The sequence below is a fragment of the Bacillus paramobilis genome (genome assembly GCF_038096195.1).
Lineage (GTDB): Bacteria > Bacillota > Bacilli > Bacillales > Bacillaceae_G > Bacillus_A > Bacillus_A mobilis.
Map to the genome: position 1 here is coordinate 3689856 of NZ_CP151108.1, position 18159 is coordinate 3708014.

Below are 18159 nucleotides of genomic sequence, written 5' to 3' on the forward strand. Positions count from 1 at the left end.
CTACATGCAGGTCTGCCTTTTTACTCATTTCTTATTAAATCCTTTTTCACTTAAAAACTCTTTCATATGCATTCTTTTTTCTTTAGCCATAAACGAACTCATTGATTCCGTCCATGTTACGTTTTTCTTATTTGATGATCTTTCTTTGTAATACGAACTCATCGTTTCATCGTATTCGTTTAATAATTCATCATATTTCTTTTCATTATACCCATTTTCATGAAGGATTGCTGCTACTGGTAAACGTGGTTTCACTCCATGATCTTCATCTGGTACACCAACTGTCATTCCGAATACAGGATATACTTTATCTGGTAAATGAAGCAATTCACTTACTTCCCTCGGATTATTACGAATACCACCAATATAACAAATACCGTATCCTAACGATTCTGCTGCTAGTGCTAAATTTTGCGCGAAAAGTGAAGCATCTACCGTCGCAACGATAAAATCTTCTGCTCCTTCATGCTTTATTTCTGTACCATGCTGTTCACATGCCATTTCAAGTCGTTTTAAATCCGCACAACAAACAAAGAATGCTGCGCAGTCTTTCACGTGACGATTTCCGGATAACTCTGCTAGTTTAGCCTTTAGGTCTTGATCTGTTACATATATAACAGAATACGCCTGTACAAAATGTGAGGAAGCGGCATGCTGCGCAGCTTGTACCATCCTTTCTACTACATCTTTCGGGATTGATTCTTCTTTATATTTACGAACTGAAACGTGTTGCTCCATTTTATATATAATCTCGTTCATGAAAAACACTCCTTTTTTCTCTTCATAATGAAAAATTAACACATCTTTTTCAATATTCACAACTTATAAGCACAAAAAGAGCAATTCTTTTTGAATTGCTCTTTTTAAAACGTCTATCAATACGGTAAATGAAATTATATCGACGATTCCTTGCACAACATCAACCATTCTTCGAATATATCGACTTACCGACAAATACCGACAAACTTACATCGAATTATTCCTTATTTTACGCTGTTTTCAAAACTTTAATACCTTTTACGATATTCCAAATGAAGTAATAAATCCCTACAAGTATGAACACCGCATATGTGATCATCATTCCAATTCCAGCACCATCAGATTGATTGAAGCTTAAGCCATATATGCCGGATACTGCTAAGCCACCAAATAAAACCGCATACGGGAAAATGTGTGACCAAAATGCTTTTTTCGCGTGGTATTTCACTTCATCCTCCGCAACGAAGTATACGATAATTGGCAGTAAAAATGGTGCAAAAAAGATACTAAAGTAACATAGTGAAGATAATATATTATTTCCTTTCATCCGATTCACCTCTAAATGTTTTTGTTATCTTCATTATGTCAGGAATCCATTCTAGAAACTATCGCTTTACCTTTCATAAACATGACATCTTTGTAAGATTTTCATCAAAAATAATCCCGCCTGGATTTCGAGGCGGGATTATTTTTTCTATATTCGATTCATAAACCAATATTGCGTAATGGCTAAATACTCTCGTATATTCGATGGAATGACAATTCGCTTCGGTGTTTCGGCCGGAAGACCTTCTAATTGTAACCCTTGTTTTGCTGCTATTTTTTTCGCTCTAAACATATGGAAATCGTTTGTTACGATCATTCCTTTTTTCATATTGTCTGGAATTAACGGTTTTGAGAATTTAATATTCTCATCTGTACTCGTTGATTTATCTTCCATTATAATGCGGTCTTCTGCAATTTTTTGTTTCATTAATCCATTCTTCATTGCTAATGCCTCTGAAATATCTTCCCCTTTTCCTTTCCCTCCAGATACTATAGCAATCGTTTTCTCATGTGATTGTAAATATTCAGCTGCTTCATCAATACGATATTGCAATGAGTACGATGGTGTCGTTCCGTTTACTTTCGAGCCTAATACAATTATATAATCCGCATCGTAGGTAGCATTCATTTGCCCATGCTTATATATGTTATATTGTAAAAATCCCGCATAAACGGCGCAAACCATTATAATTCCTATCATATACTTAATAATTTTTTTCTTTTTCATATCCATATACTCCTAAGTTCTTTGCTTCTTTCATGATAATATCCATTTATTTGTTTGTATACAGACAAATTCCAATTCACCCTAATTTATCCTCCGGAAAGTAATATTTATATTTCTTTCGGGAACAGTAAGTACAACTTTGCACGAAGGAGTGTCCCTATTGCTTCTCTTTTTATGTAACGTATCGTTCTTTTTCATCTTATTTTTACTATCACTTAAGATGCTCGGTAAGTCAGCTTTAGCACAACTAACTCCTCATGATTTTGGTGCTATTATCTTTTTATCTTATTTAGCTTTTCAGGCCATACCAGTCTCTGGTGCTTTGCAAGCTTTTCTCGGTATGGTCGTTATTACATGTTTGCATTTGCTTCTTACAAAATTAAGCTTACTAAACAAACTAAATCGTTTCATTCTCGGACATCCTATCATTTTAATTAAACATGGTGACATTATTTTTGAGAACTTACAAAAAAGTAGATATCCAATTGCTGAACTACTTTCTAACCTTCGCGTCGCAGGATACCCAAGTGTTCATGAAATTGAATACGCTATTTTAGAAGCAAACGGAGCCATTAGTATTTTACCAAAGCGTGAGCTTGTACCATTAACTCCAAAAGATTTGAACATAGATGTTACGTATGCCGGATTACCAATTGCCCTTATCGTTGATTCGCAAATTCAATACGATAACTTAAAGTTAATTCATAAAGACGAAAAATGGTTATATAAAGAATTAAAAGAAAAGGGCATCACTAATATTAAAAGCGTTGCTTTCGCGTCTGTTCAAGAAACAGATGGATCTTTTGCGATTAGTTTAAAAGAATAGAAAATCCCCTTAATTTCTTAAGGGGATTTTCTTCATTATATCGCTTCTTTCTCTCCCGCCATATTTAATGGAACAGGATGTTTCATACGATTCATCGTAAATACGATAATCGCTGTCAATACTTCAGCTACTGGCATAACGAGCCAAATTCCATTTATCCCAAATAATTTTGGCATAATCCATAATAATGGAATAATAAATAATAACCCTCGGCTTATTATAATAAGCACTGATTTTGTCGTTTGTCGCACGGATTGGAAGTACTCTCCATACACAATGTTATAGCCTAAAAATACATATTGGATAAAGAACAAGCTAATACCCGTTAATGTTAACTCCAATAACTCTGGAGATTGGACATCAAATAGACCAATAATATATTTCCCGAAGAATAATCCGACAATTATTGCAATACCACCAAGTACTACCGCAATTTTTACAGCGAACTTTAATCCTTCGCGCAATCTCTCTGATAAATTTGCGCCGTAATGGAAACTAGCGATCGGTTGTAATGCTGCTCCAACACCGAAGAATAGTAGTAATGTCATCGCATGAATACTATTCACCATCGCATAAGAAGCGACTCCAACTTCTCCTGCATATTGAACGAATGCGATATTAAAACCAATCGTTACAATCGCTACTGTACTTTCTGCTGTAAAGCTCGGGAAACCGATAATCATAATTTGTTTAACTGTATCCCATTCAAAATGGAATTTCGTCCACTTTAAAATACTACTTTTTCTAAAGAAGTGCGTTAATAATACAAGAAAACCGATCGCTGCCGAAAGAATAGTCGCTGAAGCAGCACCTGTTACGCCCCATCCAAAGATAAAAATAAAGATGTAGTCAAACACTATATTTAATACAGCCGTTACAACTAGACCTGCCATCGCTAAATTAGGATTTCCATCATTTCGTATAAATGTACTTAAAATATTTTCTAACACGTATATCATTCCAAACGTTAATAATACGTGTAAATAGTCTAACGCATACGGTAAAATCACTTCGTTTGCACCGAATAAGTATGCTATATCTTCTATTCTCCATAAGCAAATCGCTGCTAACACACCTACGATCATTACTGCTACCGTCATGGATTGCGTAAAAATAGACCTTGCTCTTTCTACTTTATTTTCACCTAGTGCAATGGAGTATAAAGTTGCCCCGCCCATTCCAATCCATAATGAAATAGAGAAGAAAATTGAAAAGGCTGGAATAGCCACGTTTACTCCTGCTAAACCGTTTGCTCCAACTCCTCTACTAATCATAACCGCATCAATCACAATATTAACTGACATTAATACCATTCCAAGAACGGCTGGTATTAAATAAGAAATAAATAAACTTTTTATCGGTTTTTCTCTTAACTTTTCTGTTGTTTCCATCATATAAATGCTCCTTTTTTCAATGCTCTGTTCACAGTTTAAACCTTAAAGTTACTTGAAGGTCAATAGAGAATTTGAAAAATAGGTAACTTAATTATTCTGTTTGATGTCAATTTGTAATGATACGAGTTCTACATCTTATTGCTTTGTTTTTTCATGATAGGAATTTGAATTTCAGTTACTTGCTCCTCTGGATTTTCTGTTACAGACCAATCAATCAATGCAATCTCAATTGCATCTCCACTTACTTCGTATCCTTCTTGATCAATATATTTCATTAATTTCTTATATGTTTCATCCGTTTCTTCATATGGGCCGTGATGATATACACAGGCAAACATACCTTCTTTAATTTCATCTGAGCTATGTACTTGAAAAGGCATGTAATCTAAAAGAATGAAAACACTACTATATGCTTGAAACTCATTTTGCATTAATCCTTTTTTCGCAACTGTTACACCGATATCTCCAGAAAATAAGCTATCATCCATTTGTCTCATATTTTTTTGCAGCGAATGAATATAGTACTCAAACATATCATCTGTCGTATTTGGGGCAACAGCAATGGCTGTAATTTTCCTCTGCGGGATTTCTTTAATTACCATTTGTTCAGCTTTTGCTTTTGTTGCTTCCTCAATTAAATGAATTTTATGCTCCATTTTCGCCAAAGCATACTCAATTTCTCTTTGTTTTTTCAACATCATTTCTTGTTGTTTTTCCAATAAATTGAGTGCATATGCTGGATTTCTTTCATCAATATATTTCTTAATTTCCTTTAATGGAATATTTAATTGGCGTAAAAATTTAATCGTATCTAATAGTGAAAATTGATCGATTGTGTAATAACGATAATTCGTTTGCGGATCTACAGTAGACGGATGAAAGATACCTTTTTCATCATAATAACGTAATGTAGATTCTGCTATATTATGCATTTTTGCCATTTCTCCAATTGTAAAACGTTTGTTTAATAACATATTCCCTTCTCCAATTCATTAATAGCGTAGCCTTATTTCTTCTTATTATATAGTGATTCCGATACGATAAACTTAACTAAATCTATACAATTCAATCAAATTTACACAAGTTAGTGCTTCATCGTGTTCTCGCAGCCCCAAAGGGACGAGGGGTATAACACTCCACACGAGGCAGTATCGTTACCTCCTATTATCAAGCATTTATTTTACCCATCTTGATAAATTTATCGCAGCATTTACATCCCTATCGTGATGGCTATTGCAGGAAACACAACACCACTCACGTATTTTTAAACTCCACTGTCCTTCTGATTGAACTGAATGGTCGTATTTTACGCCGCAACATGAGCAAATCTTGCAGCACCAGCATGGTTTCTAAGCACTTTTTCTTGTTCAGGCGTTGGAATCAGTCTGACCTTCTTCGCCAATATCATCAGAATGTAACTCCTTTAATGAAAGATTTGTTCTTCTAAATCGTAGCGTGTTCCACCAGCATTCTCCTGAGACTACTCGGATGCAAACCTGTTAATTCTGATACTTGACTAACTCGTGAAAATTTCATTATTATTCTCACCTCATTGAATCTAACGTAGCACGTATGTTCGATAAATTCAATGAAGTTTGATAGATTCAATAAAATTTATCTTGTTCAACTAAGGATGCAATTCCTTAGCCAGTTCTCTTATGAACTTCTCCTGTTTTCACATGAGCGCAGACTATATGTTTATCTACTTAGAGATAGAGGATTTTTCCACCACCATAGGCTTGTGATGTACTCTCGTCAGTTATACAAAATAGTCGTTGAACATTGATCTTATCAATATTAACTTAGATGATTCGATGCGGAAGACCCATTGTTCTAATGTTTAGGATTTAACCTTGCACGATCTGATTGATTTTTTCTGCTTCCGCGACATTCACGCTCGCTATTTCTAGCCACGTTGTAGTTCAATCAGCTTTAGGGATTGCCCGCCCTCACTACTAGCCAATCACTTGACTAGTAGGGCTTACTGATATATTTAATTAACTTTCGTTATACTTGGTTAAATACATCGTAACAGTTAGTTACCCTCCATACCTAAATCGAATCCTATCATGAAAATCTGCTATTTTTTCATTGATTTTTCATACATTTTATTATATATTAATTACAGGTTCAAATTACGAGTTCAAAAGAACTTGTAATCAGACCCTTTGTTTAATGGGTTTTACATATTTTCATTAGGCAAATTCCGAGAAATCGTAAGATAAAAATAAAAATGATGAGGAGAGGATCCGATGGATTTCGAATTTTTCTTTCAAATTGCACTTATTTTATTAAGTACAAAGCTTGCTGGTGATCTTAGTGTTAGACTAGGTCAACCTTCTGTACTAGGTAAATTAATTGTCGGTATCGTTATCGGTCCAGCTATATTAGGTTGGATTGAAAATTCAGAGCTTCTAACACAATTAAGTAATGTCGGTGTTATTCTTTTAATGTTTATGGCTGGTCTTGAAACAGACTTAGAGGAATTAAACGCAAATCGTAATTCTTCTTTAGCAGTTGCACTGGGAGGTATCGTTCTACCATTCGTAGGTGGTTACGTTTCTGGTCTTGTTATGGGGATGGAACAAGGAAATGCTGTATTTTTAGGATTACTTCTATGTGCGACAAGTGTTAGTATTTCCGTACAAACACTTCGTGATTTAGGAAAGATGAAAACACGTGAAAGTACAACTATGCTGGGCGCGGCTGTATTTGATGACATTCTTGTTGTTATTTTATTAGCATTTGCAATGAGCTTCTTAGGTACAGACGATGTTAACTTAACAATGGTTATCTTGAAGAAAGTTGTATTCTTCGCTTCTATTATTTTAATCGGATGGAAAGGTGTACCTGCAATCATGCGCTGGTTATCACCGCTGCGCGTATCTGAGTCTATCGTGAGCGCGGCTCTTATCATCTGTTTCTCATTCGCATATTTCGGTGAATTATTAGGAATTGCGGGTATTATCGGTGCTTTCGCAGCTGGTATCGCTATTTCTCAAACGAACTACAAACATGAAGTAGAAAAGAAAGTAGAACCAATCGCTTACGCTATGTTCGTTCCAGTATTCTTCGTAAGTATCGGTATGAATATTACATTTGACGGTATTGGCAATCAAATTTGGTTCATCTTAGCATTAACAGTAATCGCTGTATTAACGAAACTAATTGGTTGTGGCTTAGGTGCACGAATGACTGGATTTGACGCTAAGTCTTCTGCAATTATCGGTTCTGGAATGGTTTCTCGTGGTGAAGTTGCACTTATCATCGCAGGAACAGGACTTTCTTCAGGTCTACTAGCACAAGATTACTTTACAGCTATCGTTATTGTCGTTATTTTAACTACAATGATTACACCACCAATGTTAAAATACACTTTTGGTGCAAAAGATAAAGCAATGAAAGCAAGTAAATAAGCTTTCTACAATAAAAAGAGATTACTATCTTATAAGATAGTAATCTCTTTTTTCATTTTATCTTTAAACAATTCCGTTCGTTTTTAACCAATTTTCAAACATAATTCGTGATTCTTCATCATCCATATCATTACTAAATGAATACACCTTAATACCGTAATCATCTATATGTTCACCTAGTTTCATTTGCTCCACTTTTTTGTAAAAATCGGTTACCTCATAATGCGGAATATAAGCATCCCAAACTGGCTCATTTATTCTTTTGTACGCCGTCACTTCTAAATCATATCCATCTTCATAATATCCGATGTGATAATGTTGATTAGGATCATATTTCTTCATAAAAATTCCCCTCCCTTTGAAAATTTATCATATTTCACATAATAAACAAAAGCGAGCTGTATATTACAGCTCGCTCGATTCATTAAATACGTTCCATCGCTGTCTTCAACGTCCCAACAACAAAGGCAATTTCTTCACTTGAAATAACAAGTGGTGGCGCTAATGTTATGACGTTATTATATCCTGCTGTTGTCATACCGTTTCGTCCTATAATTAAGCCTTTTTCTTTACAAGCATTTACAACACTTGCAATTTTGTCGTTATCAATTGGCTCTTTTGTCTCTTTATCATTTACTAGTTCAATTCCAACTAGTAGACCTTTTCCTCTAATATTCCCAACAAGTGGATGTTCTCCAATTTCTTCTTTTAATTGCTCTAATAAAAGCGAACCCATTTGTGCAGATCGCTCAATTAAATTTTCATTTTCCATAATCTCTAAGTTTTTAAGTGCTAATGCACAAGCTGCAGGATTTCCACCAAATGTATTAATATGACGGAAGAATTCATATTCTCCCTTCCCTTTAAATGCTTCATATATTTCTTTTTTCACAGCTGTCGCTGATAACGGTAAATATGCACTCGTAATCCCTTTTGCCATCGTAATAATATCAGGCTTTACATCATAATTCATAAATCCAAATGCTTTTCCTGTACGTCCGAAACCGCAAATCACTTCATCGCTAATGAGCAATGCACCGTGTTTTTGACACGTTTCATGAATAGCTTTCATATAGTCTTGTGGCGGCATTAATATGCCTCCGCCCGTAATAATTGGTTCCATAATAAAAGCTGCAATCGTTTCACTTAATTCCCATGTCATAACACGATCTACTTCTTTTACACATTCTACATCATAAATGTTCTCTGCTTCTATTCCAGGCATACGATAACAATCTGGCGGCGTTACATGTAAAAATCCTGAAGCAAATGGCTCATATTGATATCTACGCTGCGCTTGTCCCGTCGCTGCCATCGTAGCCATTGTGTTTCCATGATACCCGCGGTAACGTGACATAAATTTATAACGATGCGGTTCACCTTTTTGCGCATAGTATTGCCTTGCTATTTTAAAAGCTGTTTCGTTCGCTTCCGAACCACTATTAGAGAAGAAAATAACATACTCTCCTCCAAGCCACTCATTTAATTTTTCAGCAAGCTTTATAGCCGGTTCATGCGATTGTGACATCGGAAAGTATGATAATGTTTGTAATTGCTTATAAGCCGCCTCTGCAAGCTCTTTTCTTCCATATCCACTATTCACACACCAAAGACCGCTCATACCATCTAAATATCGTTTTCCTTGTATATCTTCAACCCAGCACCCTTCTGCTTTTGCCCCTACCATTGTACTATTTGGACTAAAGGGACGCATTCCGTGCCAAACATATTGCTCATCTTTTGCTAATAATTCATCAGTCTGTTTCGTTTTCATCATTTCTTCCACCTTCCATAACAACTTATTTTTCACAAAAGCTGCGCTGGTGCCATGATGATTTAATTTTCTCCCTACTTATTTTCATTCCACAAAATTAAGACAAAATCCTACTTACACTACAGTAATATTTACAAGAAAAAAAGAGCTTTTCTTATATATCGAAAAGCCCTTCTCTTTTTAATGGGAAGATGCATCACTAATACCATGACCAGTATTAGATTTCACAAGAATCTCATCAAATTTCGCTGCATCTTCTTTCTTACTAGATAACACGGTTCCTAAATATGCAGCAAGGAATCCAAGCGGAATTGAAATAATTCCAGGTGTCGTATATGGGAAAATCGCTTCCCCAACAAATATAGCTTTTCCAGCTACAGGGTTCCAAACATTTGGACTTAACGCTACGAGAACAATTGCTGATACAAGACCAACAATCATACCAGAGATAGCACCTGTTGTATTGAAACGCTTCCAATATATTGTGAATAATATAACTGGTAGATTTGCACTCGCTGCAACTGCAAATGCTAATGAAACTAAAAATGCTACATTCAATGTTTGAGCAAATAACGCTAGTATAATGGATAATACCGCTACTCCAATAGACGCATAGCGAGCCATTGACACTTGCTCTTTTTCCGTTGATTTCCCTTTGCGAATGATTTCATTATAAAAATCATGTGCGAATGCTGATGCGGCTGTTAATACAAGTCCCGCCACTACAGCTAAAATCGTTGCAAAGGCAATTGCTGATACGAAAGCAAATAAGAAATCTCCACCTAATGCTTTAGCTAATAAAGGTGCTGCCATATTACCAGCAGGATTCGCTTTAATAATCGCCTCATTCCCTACAAATGCCGCTGCCCCAAATCCTAAGAAAATTGTCATAATATAAAATGCGCCAATTAACCACGTAGCGTATACAACAGATTGACGTGCTGTTTTTGCATCACGTACTGTAAAAAAGCGAACAAGAATATGTGGTAATCCAGCAGTACCAAGGACTAGTCCTAAATTTAAAGAAAGTGTATCAAGACCATCTTTATACTTTACTCCTGGGTTTAAAAATGAATCTTTTAATGGCGTAGCTGTTTTCATTTGAGCGAACATTTCAGTCACACTAAAATTAAATTTTGAGAAAACGATAACAGAAATAATAAATGTACCAGCCATAAGTAATACAGCCTTAACAATTTGTACCCAGCTCGTCGCAGTCATTCCGCCAAAAATAACGTACACTGTCATTAATGTACCAACGATTAAAACGGATGTCGTATATTCGATCCCTAATAATAATTTAATAAGTGCACCAGCCCCAACTAATTGTGCAATCATATAAAAAATTGAAATCGTCATCGTATTAAGCGCCGCAACGCCGCGAACTTTTTTCGCATCAAAACGCGCCGCAATCATATCTGCTAACGTGTACTTCCCTAAATTCCGAAGTGGCTCTGCAACTAAATATAATACAACTAAGTAAGCAACTAAGAAACCGATACTATAAAAGAACCCATCAAACCCAGTTAACGCGATCGCTCCGGCTATACCAAGAAAAGACGCAGCAGACATATAATCTCCCGCAATGGCCAGACCATTTTGCCAACCAGTTAATCCCCCTCCAGCTGTATAAAACTCACTTGCATTTTTCGTTTTCTTCGATGCAAAATAAGTTATGACGAGTGTACCAAGAACGATGATTAAAAATAGTGCAAATGCAGTTGTATTCAAGGTCAGCCCCTCCCTTTTTGCATATCTTGTAGAATGTTTTGCGAGATTTTATCAAAGGATTCCGCTTTTTTGCTATAAATCATACATAATGACCACGTCATGATAAATTGTGCAAATGCAAACACCCATGCCCACGTAACATCCCCAAATGCTGGTGTATTGAGCACCTTTGAATACGATGTTAAAATAGGTAATGCAATAAAAAAACTTAAAAAGAAAATACTCATCGGAACGATAAACTTCTTTTTCTTATTTAATAGCAATTGAAATTCTTCTGACTGAACAACCTCTGTATAATTGACCTCATTTTGTAACTTACGTGCTGACGTATCATCTCGTTTCATTCTCCAATCCCCTCTCTTACTAGAAATACAATTCCCCCTTGCATAGCTAAAGACTAAATTTTATAAATATTCAGAAACTTATTTTCATTTTAGACAATCCATACATTCCTGCAAAGATTTTTCGATAGACATTTTTCGGCATTTTCCCCTAAGTTTTTAATATACTTTTTCACCATAAAAATTACGCACTTCAATTCCGTACCAGCCAAGCTTTCATACTCGTTATAACAAAATAAAAAAGTAGTGCTTATCGCACTACTTCTGTCTTTTTCTCTTTTTCTAAATTACGAGCTGTTTCGCTTAATTCAACGTCTTTTCCATCTTTAAGCGTTCCAAATATGAAATCGAATACTGGATTTGAAACACCGAACCAAAACTTTTCATTTTTATAATGGTGTAATATGTGCTGTTTTTTGAGCCATCGCCCAAACTTAGTGAACGGACGAATTGGTTTATGTGCAATATAATGTTTCCATTCATAAACGAGAAGCATAATAATCATTCCGATTCCAAATGAAAGTGTAATAGTAACACTTTTTGCTATAGCGTATGATATAAGTAAATATATAGTAAAGCTTGGTATGCTAAACCATACTGGCAAAAATAAAAGTTTTAAATCATCTGGATATACGTGATGATCATAATGTAATCTTCTTAACATTTTTAATAAAAATACGTTTTTAGGCGGTTTTAAGTGAAATAAAAACCGATGTGTCCTATATTCGTTAAGCGTATAAAAAACAATTCCAAATAAACACGCCAACATACCGATCCATGTGAAAAATTGCATTTTTAAAATAATGATGAAAATAAATAAAATACTATACATAATAACGATATCATGTTGTAAAAAGAACTCTTTCCCCACTCTCTTCATCTTCCTTCCCCCTTTTCCAAAAAAACAGCCGCAACATATCGTTACGACTATTTCTTTTATTTTTTATTTTATTCTATTCACTTTACAAATTTGCCTGCTGCTCTATTGTCGAGAAAAAATTGTTCGATCCAAATATATTTTGCTTTGGAATAATATGTTCCACCGCAAACACTGTTACTTCTCCTCTTTGAACCTCTCCAATAATGAGCCCAAATATTTCATGATTTACCGCAAACGTCGGTTGCTTTGTTTGTAGTAATCTTGCTGCATTATGAAATACCGCTTCATATAGTGGATTCCTATCAGTAATTTCTTTTCGGATTTTTGGTGCTAGCGTAATAATAATTTCTTTTCCGTCAATAGTGGTTCGATACATAAAAATCTCCCCTTCAATCTTATGTGAACAACTGTAAAGCTTTGTATGCAAAATGGATAGAATATCCTACTAAAATAATACCTGCTCCGGCTGTTATATAGCCAAGTGCTTTTTGCTTTAATAAAGTTCTGCCAAAATGGACAGAAAAAGCGATATTTAAATTCCATAAAATAATACCAACGATAATACAAAGGCTGTACAAAAAGGCTTCTTGTTTCGTTACCTTCGTAAGCAATGAGCTAAGTGTACTTCCGTATATACCAAACCAAAAAACAAGATTTAATGGATTGGATATCGCAATTAAAAAACCTGCCATAAACGATTGTTTAAGACCACCTACCTCTTCCTTTTTATATTCCATATTCGTGTGGAAAATTCCTTGTTTTACACTTTGAAATCCTAAATAAAATAATAAGAAAAACCCTGTGCAATACATAAAAGCTTGTACATATGTATACATAAACACAGAAGATAAGCCGAAATAAATGAGAAGCATAAACAAAATATCTGCAGTCATTCCACCAATTCCAACAACCCACGCATGCCAAAAACCTCGTTCAATTCCTCGTTTTAACATTTCAATATTAATCGGACCTACCGGCGCAGCTAATGAAATACCTAATACAATTTGTTGTATAATCGCTCCAAACATCGCTCTATCCTTTCTACTTCCTTTACTATTAAGTAATGATGTAATGATTAAAAATAGACTAGCTTTCATCAAAATATTTACTACTAAAATACCCTTTTTTATCCAAAATATGCAAAAGAGCCATCCGGTTGATGGCTCTTACTTTTCTAACTTATGAAGAAAAGGACATTTTCCTTTTATCGGCTCTACATCGTCTCCTATGAAGTATTGTTTCCATTCCCGATGATCTAGATCACCATAATGACTAATGTTAGGATGCTTCGGCAGCTGATCCCACTTTTCAACTCGATCTCGGACCGTTTGTCTTGAATATGCTCCTTTAGGACGATCTCCTTCTAATCCATCAAAGATGGTGCGTGGTTGAAACCCAATAACGAGAGAATTTCCTAAATGCCTAGTTTTTCGTTGTTTATAAGCTGGCGCATTTCCAAATGCGAATATCGGTTCACCACCAAATGAAAATTCCCATAAGTAATGGTCTGGGTCTTCAGGAATTTGCTTCGGCCATGTTTGATCATCGTTTTCATGTAAATATTGTAGTACTTTCCAAAAGTAATCACGATAATATTCCAGTGATTGTTCCTCACATTCCGGTTCTACAAAAAGAAAAAATCCTCTTCTTACAATCGGTCGCTCATTCATTAACTCTAAAAAAGATAACATTGTATGTGGCAAATGACTCCAATCATTATGAGAGAGAAATGAATAACGAAGTTCATTCTTTTTCAAAGCTGTTAAGCCGAAATAGCACGGGAAAGTTGGTTCTAGCACGACACTCGAAAAATTTTGAAATTCTTTTGTAACCCAATTTGGTATGTCCGTTCTCGTTCTCATTCCTTCATTATCTAATAAATAAGACTCATTCATTCTTTCTTTCACCTCATTATGTATAGCATTCAATTAAGAATATTACATACTCGGCCTGTCCTATACCTATTTAAAAATTCAGCTGAAAAATTATTTAAAAATACAAAAAAATAAAATCGCTTACTTGACTAAATTCTACCAATTCGTGTATATTTAAATTAATCATTTAGCAGAATATTCAAGATTATAGCATTTTTAGTTTATATTATCTTTCAAATGAATTTCACTAAATGAAAAAAGCAAATGTTTTTAGGAGGAATTGTAACATGCAAGGAAAAGTAAAATGGTTTAACAACGAAAAAGGTTTTGGATTTATCGAAATGGAAGGCGCTGACGATGTATTCGTACATTTCTCTGCTATTCAAGGTGACGGCTACAAAGCTTTAGAAGAAGGTCAAGAAGTATCTTTCGATATTACTGAAGGAAACCGCGGACCTCAAGCTGCTAACGTAGTAAAACTTTAATCCAACATATAACAGGAGGTTACCTTACTTGGTAACCTCCTTTGTTATTCCTTTGTATATTTCCGTTTTACAGAGCAAAAACTATGTGAAATGCGCAATATACAAAGGAGGAAGTAATAATGGGATCAGAAGTAAATGATTTTGAAGAAGTAAAATTCCGTGTAGAAACAGCACAAAAAATGGTAGGATCAGCGACAATTTCAATGGATCCAGATACATTAGAGCATGCTACTACTGCTGTAGAAGCCGCTCGCTCTCAGCTTGAAATTATGAAATCTGTGGCAACAGATTTAGATGAGCCATTTTTAATGAATGAAGAAAAAAAATTAAGCAAATGCGAGCATCAACTAAACGAAGCTAGACACTAAAAAACATCCAGAGAACTTTCTCTGGATGTTTTTTCATGACAACTGTTCTCCATACTTTTTCAATGTTTCTCCAACTGTACATTGCCTGATACAAAAGGAATGAGCGTAATACTTACTATTTGTCTTTCGATTATGTTCTCGCAAGAAACACCCTTCACAATACGTTTCTAATAAGTCATTTACCTCTGTAATGAGTTGCTTTTTATCCACCTTTGCACCTCTCTATTCGGTTATTTCTTTATGACTATCAATGACTGTTCCTTCTAATGCTTGCGTAGCTAATTGATGCGCTTCTTTATTTTGTTTTCTAGATATTGGCTCACATACAAGTTTTAATTTCATTTGCTTCGCTTTTTGTTCAATTTGATCTAAGTAATGATTTAAATGCTCATCATAACAAGGCCATTCTCCAGCCAATTGCTGCAGTACAACTTGAGAATCGCCGCGAAGTGTAACTGCTTCATACTTAATTCCGAATTCCTCGAGTATATTCATACCATATAGTAATGATGCATATTCCGCTTCATTATTATCATATATACCTTCTATATATGCATTACGGCGAATTCGGTATTTTGTATTTCCTTTTTTATAGTATACACATATACCTACTCCAGCTTCTTTCGTCTGTACATCATAACCGCCATCAAAATAAACGAGTATTTCTTGGGGCTCTTCCTCCACTTGTTTACTCAGCTTTTTCATTTCCTTTAATGACCATTCTGCATCCATTTCATCATAAAATGATAGTTCTTTCACTCTTCCTGTTTTCTCGAAATCATCTGCAAATTGTATTACATCTTCTATGTTCATATAATCTGTCGTTAATTCCGTCTGCAAACCTCGCTTTGTTTTATACAACCAATGAATTTTATATTTCATACTAGATTCCCCTTATATAAGACTTCTTATATGTAGCCAGCTAATGAAAGCCTCACTTTATTTTATTATATTGTATCAAGAGTCACAGCATTATATTCAATGTGATTACATACAAAAAGAGCTATCCCTTTAGGAATAGCTCTTTCATCTATTGCATAAATCTTTCAAATTGTACTCGCTTATTAATCCAGTACATGACAGGCATACCGATCGCCATGACAACAAACTCACCGACTGCACATGTTAACCAAGACAACATAAATGGTAAACCCAATGCAAGATGAAGTTCAATTGCAATCATAAACATTGTAATTGTAAAAATAACTGTATTAAAAATCATACGAGCCCAAACACCTTTAATAAATCGCATAGAAATAATCGTTGCAACTAATGCAAGAATAGATTGCCCTACTCCAAATACTAAATCGTAAGCGATCATTGGTGAGAAAAAGAGATTTGTTAAAAATACACCTAATACAATTCCGTAAATTGCTTTCTTATTAAATACAACAAGATGATTAAACATCTCTGAAATACGAAACTGTACATTCGTAAAGCCAAATGGCTGAATAAGCATAGAAACAGCAATATATAATGCCGCTAAAATACCATTACCGACTAATGTTCTAATATTCATGACAAAATCTCCTTAGTTTTTTTACGTGGGATGGTTTCGAACCACGTTATTCGTTTTTTAAGCAACAAGATTATATTCTACGCAATACACACTCTTTCGTCAATAGATTCCTATCATTAACTACCTTTTTTCTTTTAGACAACGTATAATAAAATATATGAAAGTTTTAGGAGGTTTCACTTCATGACAGCAACAATTCAAAATGAAAAAGTGATCGTTTCCATTTCTGACCAAGGTGCAGAATTACAAAGCGTTCGCTTAAAAGAAGATAACACGGAATATTTATGGCAAGGCGATTCTACTTATTGGGGGCGCCGCGCACCAATTTTATTCCCAATTGTCGGCCGTTTAGTAGATAATACATACTACGTAGATGGTGAACCATATTCTTTAACACAACATGGCTTTGCTCGTGATCTTACATTCTCCGTAAAAGAACAAAGTGAAACGAAAATCACTTATATTGTAACTAGTAATGAAGAAACATTAAAAAAATACCCATACGAATTCGAATTACTCGTTTCTTATGAGCTAGACGGACAAATCGTTCATGTAACATATGAAGTAAATAACCCTACTTCAAAAGAGATGTTCTTCTCAATCGGAGCACATCCTGGTTTCAACTTCCCCTTATTAGAGGGCGAATCATTTACAGATTATCATTTATCATTTAATGGTTCTGAACGCTTAGAAACAAGCGTATTAGAAGGACCTTACCTTTCAAGTAAAAAGCAATTAATCGCTGAAAATACGAATGAATTACCACTTACATATGATTTATTCAAAAATGATGCACTTATTTTTGAAAATATGAATACGGATGAAATCTCTATTCGTTCTCATAAACATAATAAATTTGTAAAAGTAGAATTTGACGGATTCCCATTTGTCGGCATATGGACACCAGGCGAGAATGCACCTTTCTTATGTATTGAACCTTGGTACGGAATTGCAGATGAAGTAACTCCAGTAAAAGATTTCAAGGAAAAAAAAGGAATTCAATCTTTACAAGCGAATGAAATATTTACATGTCGTTATAGTATTACAATCGGCTAACTTACTCTATCCCCTACTTAAAAGGAAACATATAAGTAGGGGATCATCTTATCATTTGGAGGTTTCTCATTTTGATTGAAGTATATATTGATGGTGCATCAAAAGGAAATCCTGGTCCTTCTGGTGCAGGCGTATTTATTAAAGGGGTTCAACCAGCTGTACAATTATCATTGCCCCTTGGGACAATGTCCAATCATGAAGCAGAATACCACGCTTTACTTGCGGCATTAAAATATTGCACGGAGCATAATTATAACATTGTCTCTTTTCGTACAGATTCGCAACTTGTTGAGCGAGCTGTCGAAAAAGAATACGCAAAAAATAAAATGTTTGCACCACTATTAGAAGAAGCACTGCAGTACATAAAAAGTTTCGACCTCTTTTTTATTAAGTGGATTCCAAGTAGTCAAAATAAAGTTGCTGATGAGTTAGCTAGAAAAGCTATCTTACAAAATTAACGGGG

23 protein-coding genes, 1 pseudogene and 1 riboswitch are annotated in these 18159 nt (G+C 34.9%); of the genes and pseudogenes, 6 read left to right on the forward strand and 18 right to left on the reverse strand.

Annotated features, from left to right (window positions below):
• Positions 1-24: 24 nt before the first annotated feature.
• The 3 genes from nfsA to AABL52_RS18820 form a co-directional block, all read right to left on the reverse strand.
• Positions 25-759, reverse strand: a complete 735-nt coding sequence (gene nfsA, locus AABL52_RS18810; RefSeq protein ID WP_341518187.1) for an oxygen-insensitive NADPH nitroreductase — start codon at positions 757-759, stop codon at positions 25-27.
• A gap of 229 nt (positions 760-988) precedes the next feature.
• Positions 989-1306 carry a DUF4870 domain-containing protein gene (locus AABL52_RS18815; RefSeq protein ID WP_000678049.1) on the reverse strand — a complete coding sequence of 106 codons (318 nt, stop codon included), beginning with the start codon at positions 1304-1306 and terminating at the stop codon, positions 989-991.
• Positions 1307-1453: 147 nt separating this feature from the next.
• Positions 1454-2032 carry a YdcF family protein gene (locus tag AABL52_RS18820; protein WP_000727384.1) on the reverse strand — a complete coding sequence of 193 codons (579 nt, stop codon included), beginning with the start codon at positions 2030-2032 and terminating at the stop codon, positions 1454-1456.
• A 160-nt stretch (positions 2033-2192) separates the two neighbouring features.
• Here AABL52_RS18820 and AABL52_RS18825 point away from each other — a divergent pair, with 160 nt between their 5' ends.
• Positions 2193-2858: a DUF421 domain-containing protein gene (locus AABL52_RS18825; protein WP_000923941.1), complete on the forward strand. Its 666-nt coding sequence runs from the start codon at positions 2193-2195 to the stop codon at positions 2856-2858.
• 35 nt (positions 2859-2893) lie between these two features.
• Here the strand turns inward: AABL52_RS18825 and AABL52_RS18830 are convergent, their stop codons facing one another.
• The 4 genes and pseudogenes from AABL52_RS18830 to AABL52_RS18845 form a co-directional block, all read right to left on the reverse strand.
• A complete protein-coding gene (locus AABL52_RS18830; RefSeq protein WP_341519737.1) occupies positions 2894-4249 on the reverse strand; it encodes an MATE family efflux transporter in 1356 nt (451 codons plus the stop codon).
• 131 nt (positions 4250-4380) lie between these two features.
• Positions 4381-5226 (reverse strand): MerR family transcriptional regulator, encoded by an 846-nt coding sequence (locus AABL52_RS18835; protein WP_341518188.1) that lies wholly within the window; start codon positions 5224-5226, stop codon positions 4381-4383.
• Positions 5227-5427: 201 nt separating this feature from the next.
• Positions 5428-5583: pseudogene (locus tag AABL52_RS18840) on the reverse strand (zinc ribbon domain-containing protein); the annotation flags it as partial.
• Positions 5559-5660 (reverse strand): helix-turn-helix domain-containing protein, encoded by a 102-nt coding sequence (locus AABL52_RS18845; protein WP_000599306.1) that lies wholly within the window; start codon positions 5658-5660, stop codon positions 5559-5561. The pseudogene AABL52_RS18840 and the gene AABL52_RS18845, both read right to left, overlap by 25 nt.
• Before the next feature lie 844 nt (positions 5661-6504).
• Between AABL52_RS18845 and AABL52_RS18850 the strand changes: the two genes are divergently transcribed.
• Positions 6505-7668, forward strand: coding sequence for a cation:proton antiporter (locus tag AABL52_RS18850; protein ID WP_098873124.1), 1164 nt, complete (start codon positions 6505-6507; stop codon positions 7666-7668).
• A gap of 63 nt (positions 7669-7731) precedes the next feature.
• Here AABL52_RS18850 and AABL52_RS18855 read toward each other — a convergent pair whose 3' ends face one another.
• The 8 genes from AABL52_RS18855 to AABL52_RS18890 all read right to left on the reverse strand — a co-directional run bounded on the left by AABL52_RS18855 (position 7732) and on the right by AABL52_RS18890 (position 14289).
• A complete protein-coding gene (locus AABL52_RS18855) occupies positions 7732-8010 on the reverse strand; it encodes a DUF3986 family protein (protein ID WP_341518189.1) in 279 nt (92 codons plus the stop codon).
• An 82-nt stretch (positions 8011-8092) separates the two neighbouring features.
• The gene (locus AABL52_RS18860; RefSeq protein WP_141552780.1) at positions 8093-9442 is read right to left on the reverse strand and encodes an aminotransferase; all 1350 of its coding nucleotides are present in this window, start codon (positions 9440-9442) and stop codon (positions 8093-8095) included.
• Between the two features lie 180 nt (positions 9443-9622).
• Positions 9623-11173 carry a solute symporter family protein gene (locus AABL52_RS18865; protein ID WP_071721936.1) on the reverse strand — a complete coding sequence of 517 codons (1551 nt, stop codon included), beginning with the start codon at positions 11171-11173 and terminating at the stop codon, positions 9623-9625.
• Positions 11174-11175: 2 nt separating this feature from the next.
• Complete coding sequence (locus tag AABL52_RS18870; RefSeq protein ID WP_341518190.1) at positions 11176-11517, reverse strand: DUF485 domain-containing protein; 342 nt, start codon at positions 11515-11517, stop codon at positions 11176-11178.
• A 247-nt stretch (positions 11518-11764) separates the two neighbouring features.
• On the reverse strand, positions 11765-12394 hold the full coding sequence (locus AABL52_RS18875; RefSeq protein WP_341518191.1) for a sterol desaturase family protein: 630 nt from the start codon (positions 12392-12394) through the stop codon (positions 11765-11767).
• Positions 12395-12476: 82 nt separating this feature from the next.
• The gene (locus AABL52_RS18880; RefSeq protein WP_000286363.1) at positions 12477-12770 is read right to left on the reverse strand and encodes a hypothetical protein; all 294 of its coding nucleotides are present in this window, start codon (positions 12768-12770) and stop codon (positions 12477-12479) included.
• Positions 12771-12789: 19 nt separating this feature from the next.
• Positions 12790-13422, reverse strand: coding sequence for a LysE family transporter (locus AABL52_RS18885; RefSeq protein WP_340421033.1), 633 nt, complete (start codon positions 13420-13422; stop codon positions 12790-12792).
• Between the two features lie 138 nt (positions 13423-13560).
• The gene (locus AABL52_RS18890) at positions 13561-14289 is read right to left on the reverse strand and encodes a YqcI/YcgG family protein (protein ID WP_340420886.1); all 729 of its coding nucleotides are present in this window, start codon (positions 14287-14289) and stop codon (positions 13561-13563) included.
• 266 nt (positions 14290-14555) lie between these two features.
• Here AABL52_RS18890 and cspB point away from each other — a divergent pair, with 266 nt between their 5' ends.
• Both cspB and AABL52_RS18900 read left to right on the forward strand, forming a co-directional pair.
• Entirely contained in the window at positions 14556-14753 is a 198-nt protein-coding gene (gene cspB, locus AABL52_RS18895) for a cold shock-like protein CspB (protein ID WP_001161731.1), read from the forward strand.
• A gap of 119 nt (positions 14754-14872) precedes the next feature.
• On the forward strand, positions 14873-15121 hold the full coding sequence (locus AABL52_RS18900) for a DUF2564 family protein (RefSeq protein WP_000534395.1): 249 nt from the start codon (positions 14873-14875) through the stop codon (positions 15119-15121).
• Between the two features lie 33 nt (positions 15122-15154).
• Here the strand turns inward: AABL52_RS18900 and AABL52_RS18905 are convergent, their stop codons facing one another.
• The 3 genes from AABL52_RS18905 to AABL52_RS18915 form a co-directional block, all read right to left on the reverse strand.
• Complete coding sequence (locus AABL52_RS18905) at positions 15155-15331, reverse strand: zinc-finger domain-containing protein (RefSeq protein WP_000358801.1); 177 nt, start codon at positions 15329-15331, stop codon at positions 15155-15157.
• A gap of 12 nt (positions 15332-15343) precedes the next feature.
• Entirely contained in the window at positions 15344-16003 is a 660-nt protein-coding gene (locus AABL52_RS18910) for a ribonuclease H family protein (protein WP_341518192.1), read from the reverse strand.
• A gap of 148 nt (positions 16004-16151) precedes the next feature.
• The gene (locus AABL52_RS18915; RefSeq protein WP_001026476.1) at positions 16152-16640 is read right to left on the reverse strand and encodes a QueT transporter family protein; all 489 of its coding nucleotides are present in this window, start codon (positions 16638-16640) and stop codon (positions 16152-16154) included.
• Between the two features lie 6 nt (positions 16641-16646).
• A riboswitch (PreQ1 riboswitch) is annotated at positions 16647-16691 on the reverse strand.
• 132 nt (positions 16692-16823) lie between these two features.
• On the opposite strand from AABL52_RS18915, the gene AABL52_RS18920 reads away from it, so the two are divergent.
• A complete protein-coding gene (locus AABL52_RS18920) occupies positions 16824-17696 on the forward strand; it encodes an aldose 1-epimerase family protein (RefSeq protein ID WP_341518193.1) in 873 nt (290 codons plus the stop codon).
• Positions 17697-17767: 71 nt separating this feature from the next.
• Entirely contained in the window at positions 17768-18154 is a 387-nt protein-coding gene (locus AABL52_RS18925) for a reverse transcriptase-like protein (protein ID WP_000573873.1), read from the forward strand.
• Positions 18155-18159: the final 5 nt, after the last annotated feature.

Excerpts from the sequence above, each read along its gene's own strand:
- nfsA (WP_341518187.1), bottom strand. The coding sequence starts at position 759 with ATGAACGAGATTATATATAAAATGGAGCAACACGTTTCAGTTCGTAAA.
- AABL52_RS18815 (WP_000678049.1), bottom strand. The coding sequence starts at position 1,306 with ATGAAAGGAAATAATATATTATCTTCACTATGTTACTTTAGTATCTTT.
- AABL52_RS18820 (WP_000727384.1), bottom strand. The coding sequence starts at position 2,032 with ATGAAAAAGAAAAAAATTATTAAGTATATGATAGGAATTATAATGGTT.
- AABL52_RS18830 (WP_341519737.1), bottom strand. The coding sequence starts at position 4,249 with ATGGAAACAACAGAAAAGTTAAGAGAAAAACCGATAAAAAGTTTATTT.
- AABL52_RS18835 (WP_341518188.1), bottom strand. The coding sequence starts at position 5,226 with ATGTTATTAAACAAACGTTTTACAATTGGAGAAATGGCAAAAATGCAT.
- AABL52_RS18845 (WP_000599306.1), bottom strand. The coding sequence starts at position 5,660 with ATGATATTGGCGAAGAAGGTCAGACTGATTCCAACGCCTGAACAAGAA.
- AABL52_RS18850 (WP_098873124.1), top strand. The coding sequence starts at position 6,505 with ATGGATTTCGAATTTTTCTTTCAAATTGCACTTATTTTATTAAGTACA.
- AABL52_RS18855 (WP_341518189.1), bottom strand. The coding sequence starts at position 8,010 with ATGAAGAAATATGATCCTAATCAACATTATCACATCGGATATTATGAA.
- AABL52_RS18860 (WP_141552780.1), bottom strand. The coding sequence starts at position 9,442 with ATGAAAACGAAACAGACTGATGAATTATTAGCAAAAGATGAGCAATAT.
- AABL52_RS18870 (WP_341518190.1), bottom strand. The coding sequence starts at position 11,517 with ATGAAACGAGATGATACGTCAGCACGTAAGTTACAAAATGAGGTCAAT.
- AABL52_RS18875 (WP_341518191.1), bottom strand. The coding sequence starts at position 12,394 with ATGAAGAGAGTGGGGAAAGAGTTCTTTTTACAACATGATATCGTTATT.
- AABL52_RS18880 (WP_000286363.1), bottom strand. The coding sequence starts at position 12,770 with ATGTATCGAACCACTATTGACGGAAAAGAAATTATTATTACGCTAGCA.
- AABL52_RS18885 (WP_340421033.1), bottom strand. The coding sequence starts at position 13,422 with ATGTTTGGAGCGATTATACAACAAATTGTATTAGGTATTTCATTAGCT.
- AABL52_RS18890 (WP_340420886.1), bottom strand. The coding sequence starts at position 14,289 with ATGAATGAGTCTTATTTATTAGATAATGAAGGAATGAGAACGAGAACG.
- cspB (WP_001161731.1), top strand. The coding sequence starts at position 14,556 with ATGCAAGGAAAAGTAAAATGGTTTAACAACGAAAAAGGTTTTGGATTT.
- AABL52_RS18900 (WP_000534395.1), top strand. The coding sequence starts at position 14,873 with ATGGGATCAGAAGTAAATGATTTTGAAGAAGTAAAATTCCGTGTAGAA.
- AABL52_RS18910 (WP_341518192.1), bottom strand. The coding sequence starts at position 16,003 with ATGAAATATAAAATTCATTGGTTGTATAAAACAAAGCGAGGTTTGCAG.
- AABL52_RS18915 (WP_001026476.1), bottom strand. The coding sequence starts at position 16,640 with ATGAATATTAGAACATTAGTCGGTAATGGTATTTTAGCGGCATTATAT.
- AABL52_RS18920 (WP_341518193.1), top strand. The coding sequence starts at position 16,824 with ATGACAGCAACAATTCAAAATGAAAAAGTGATCGTTTCCATTTCTGAC.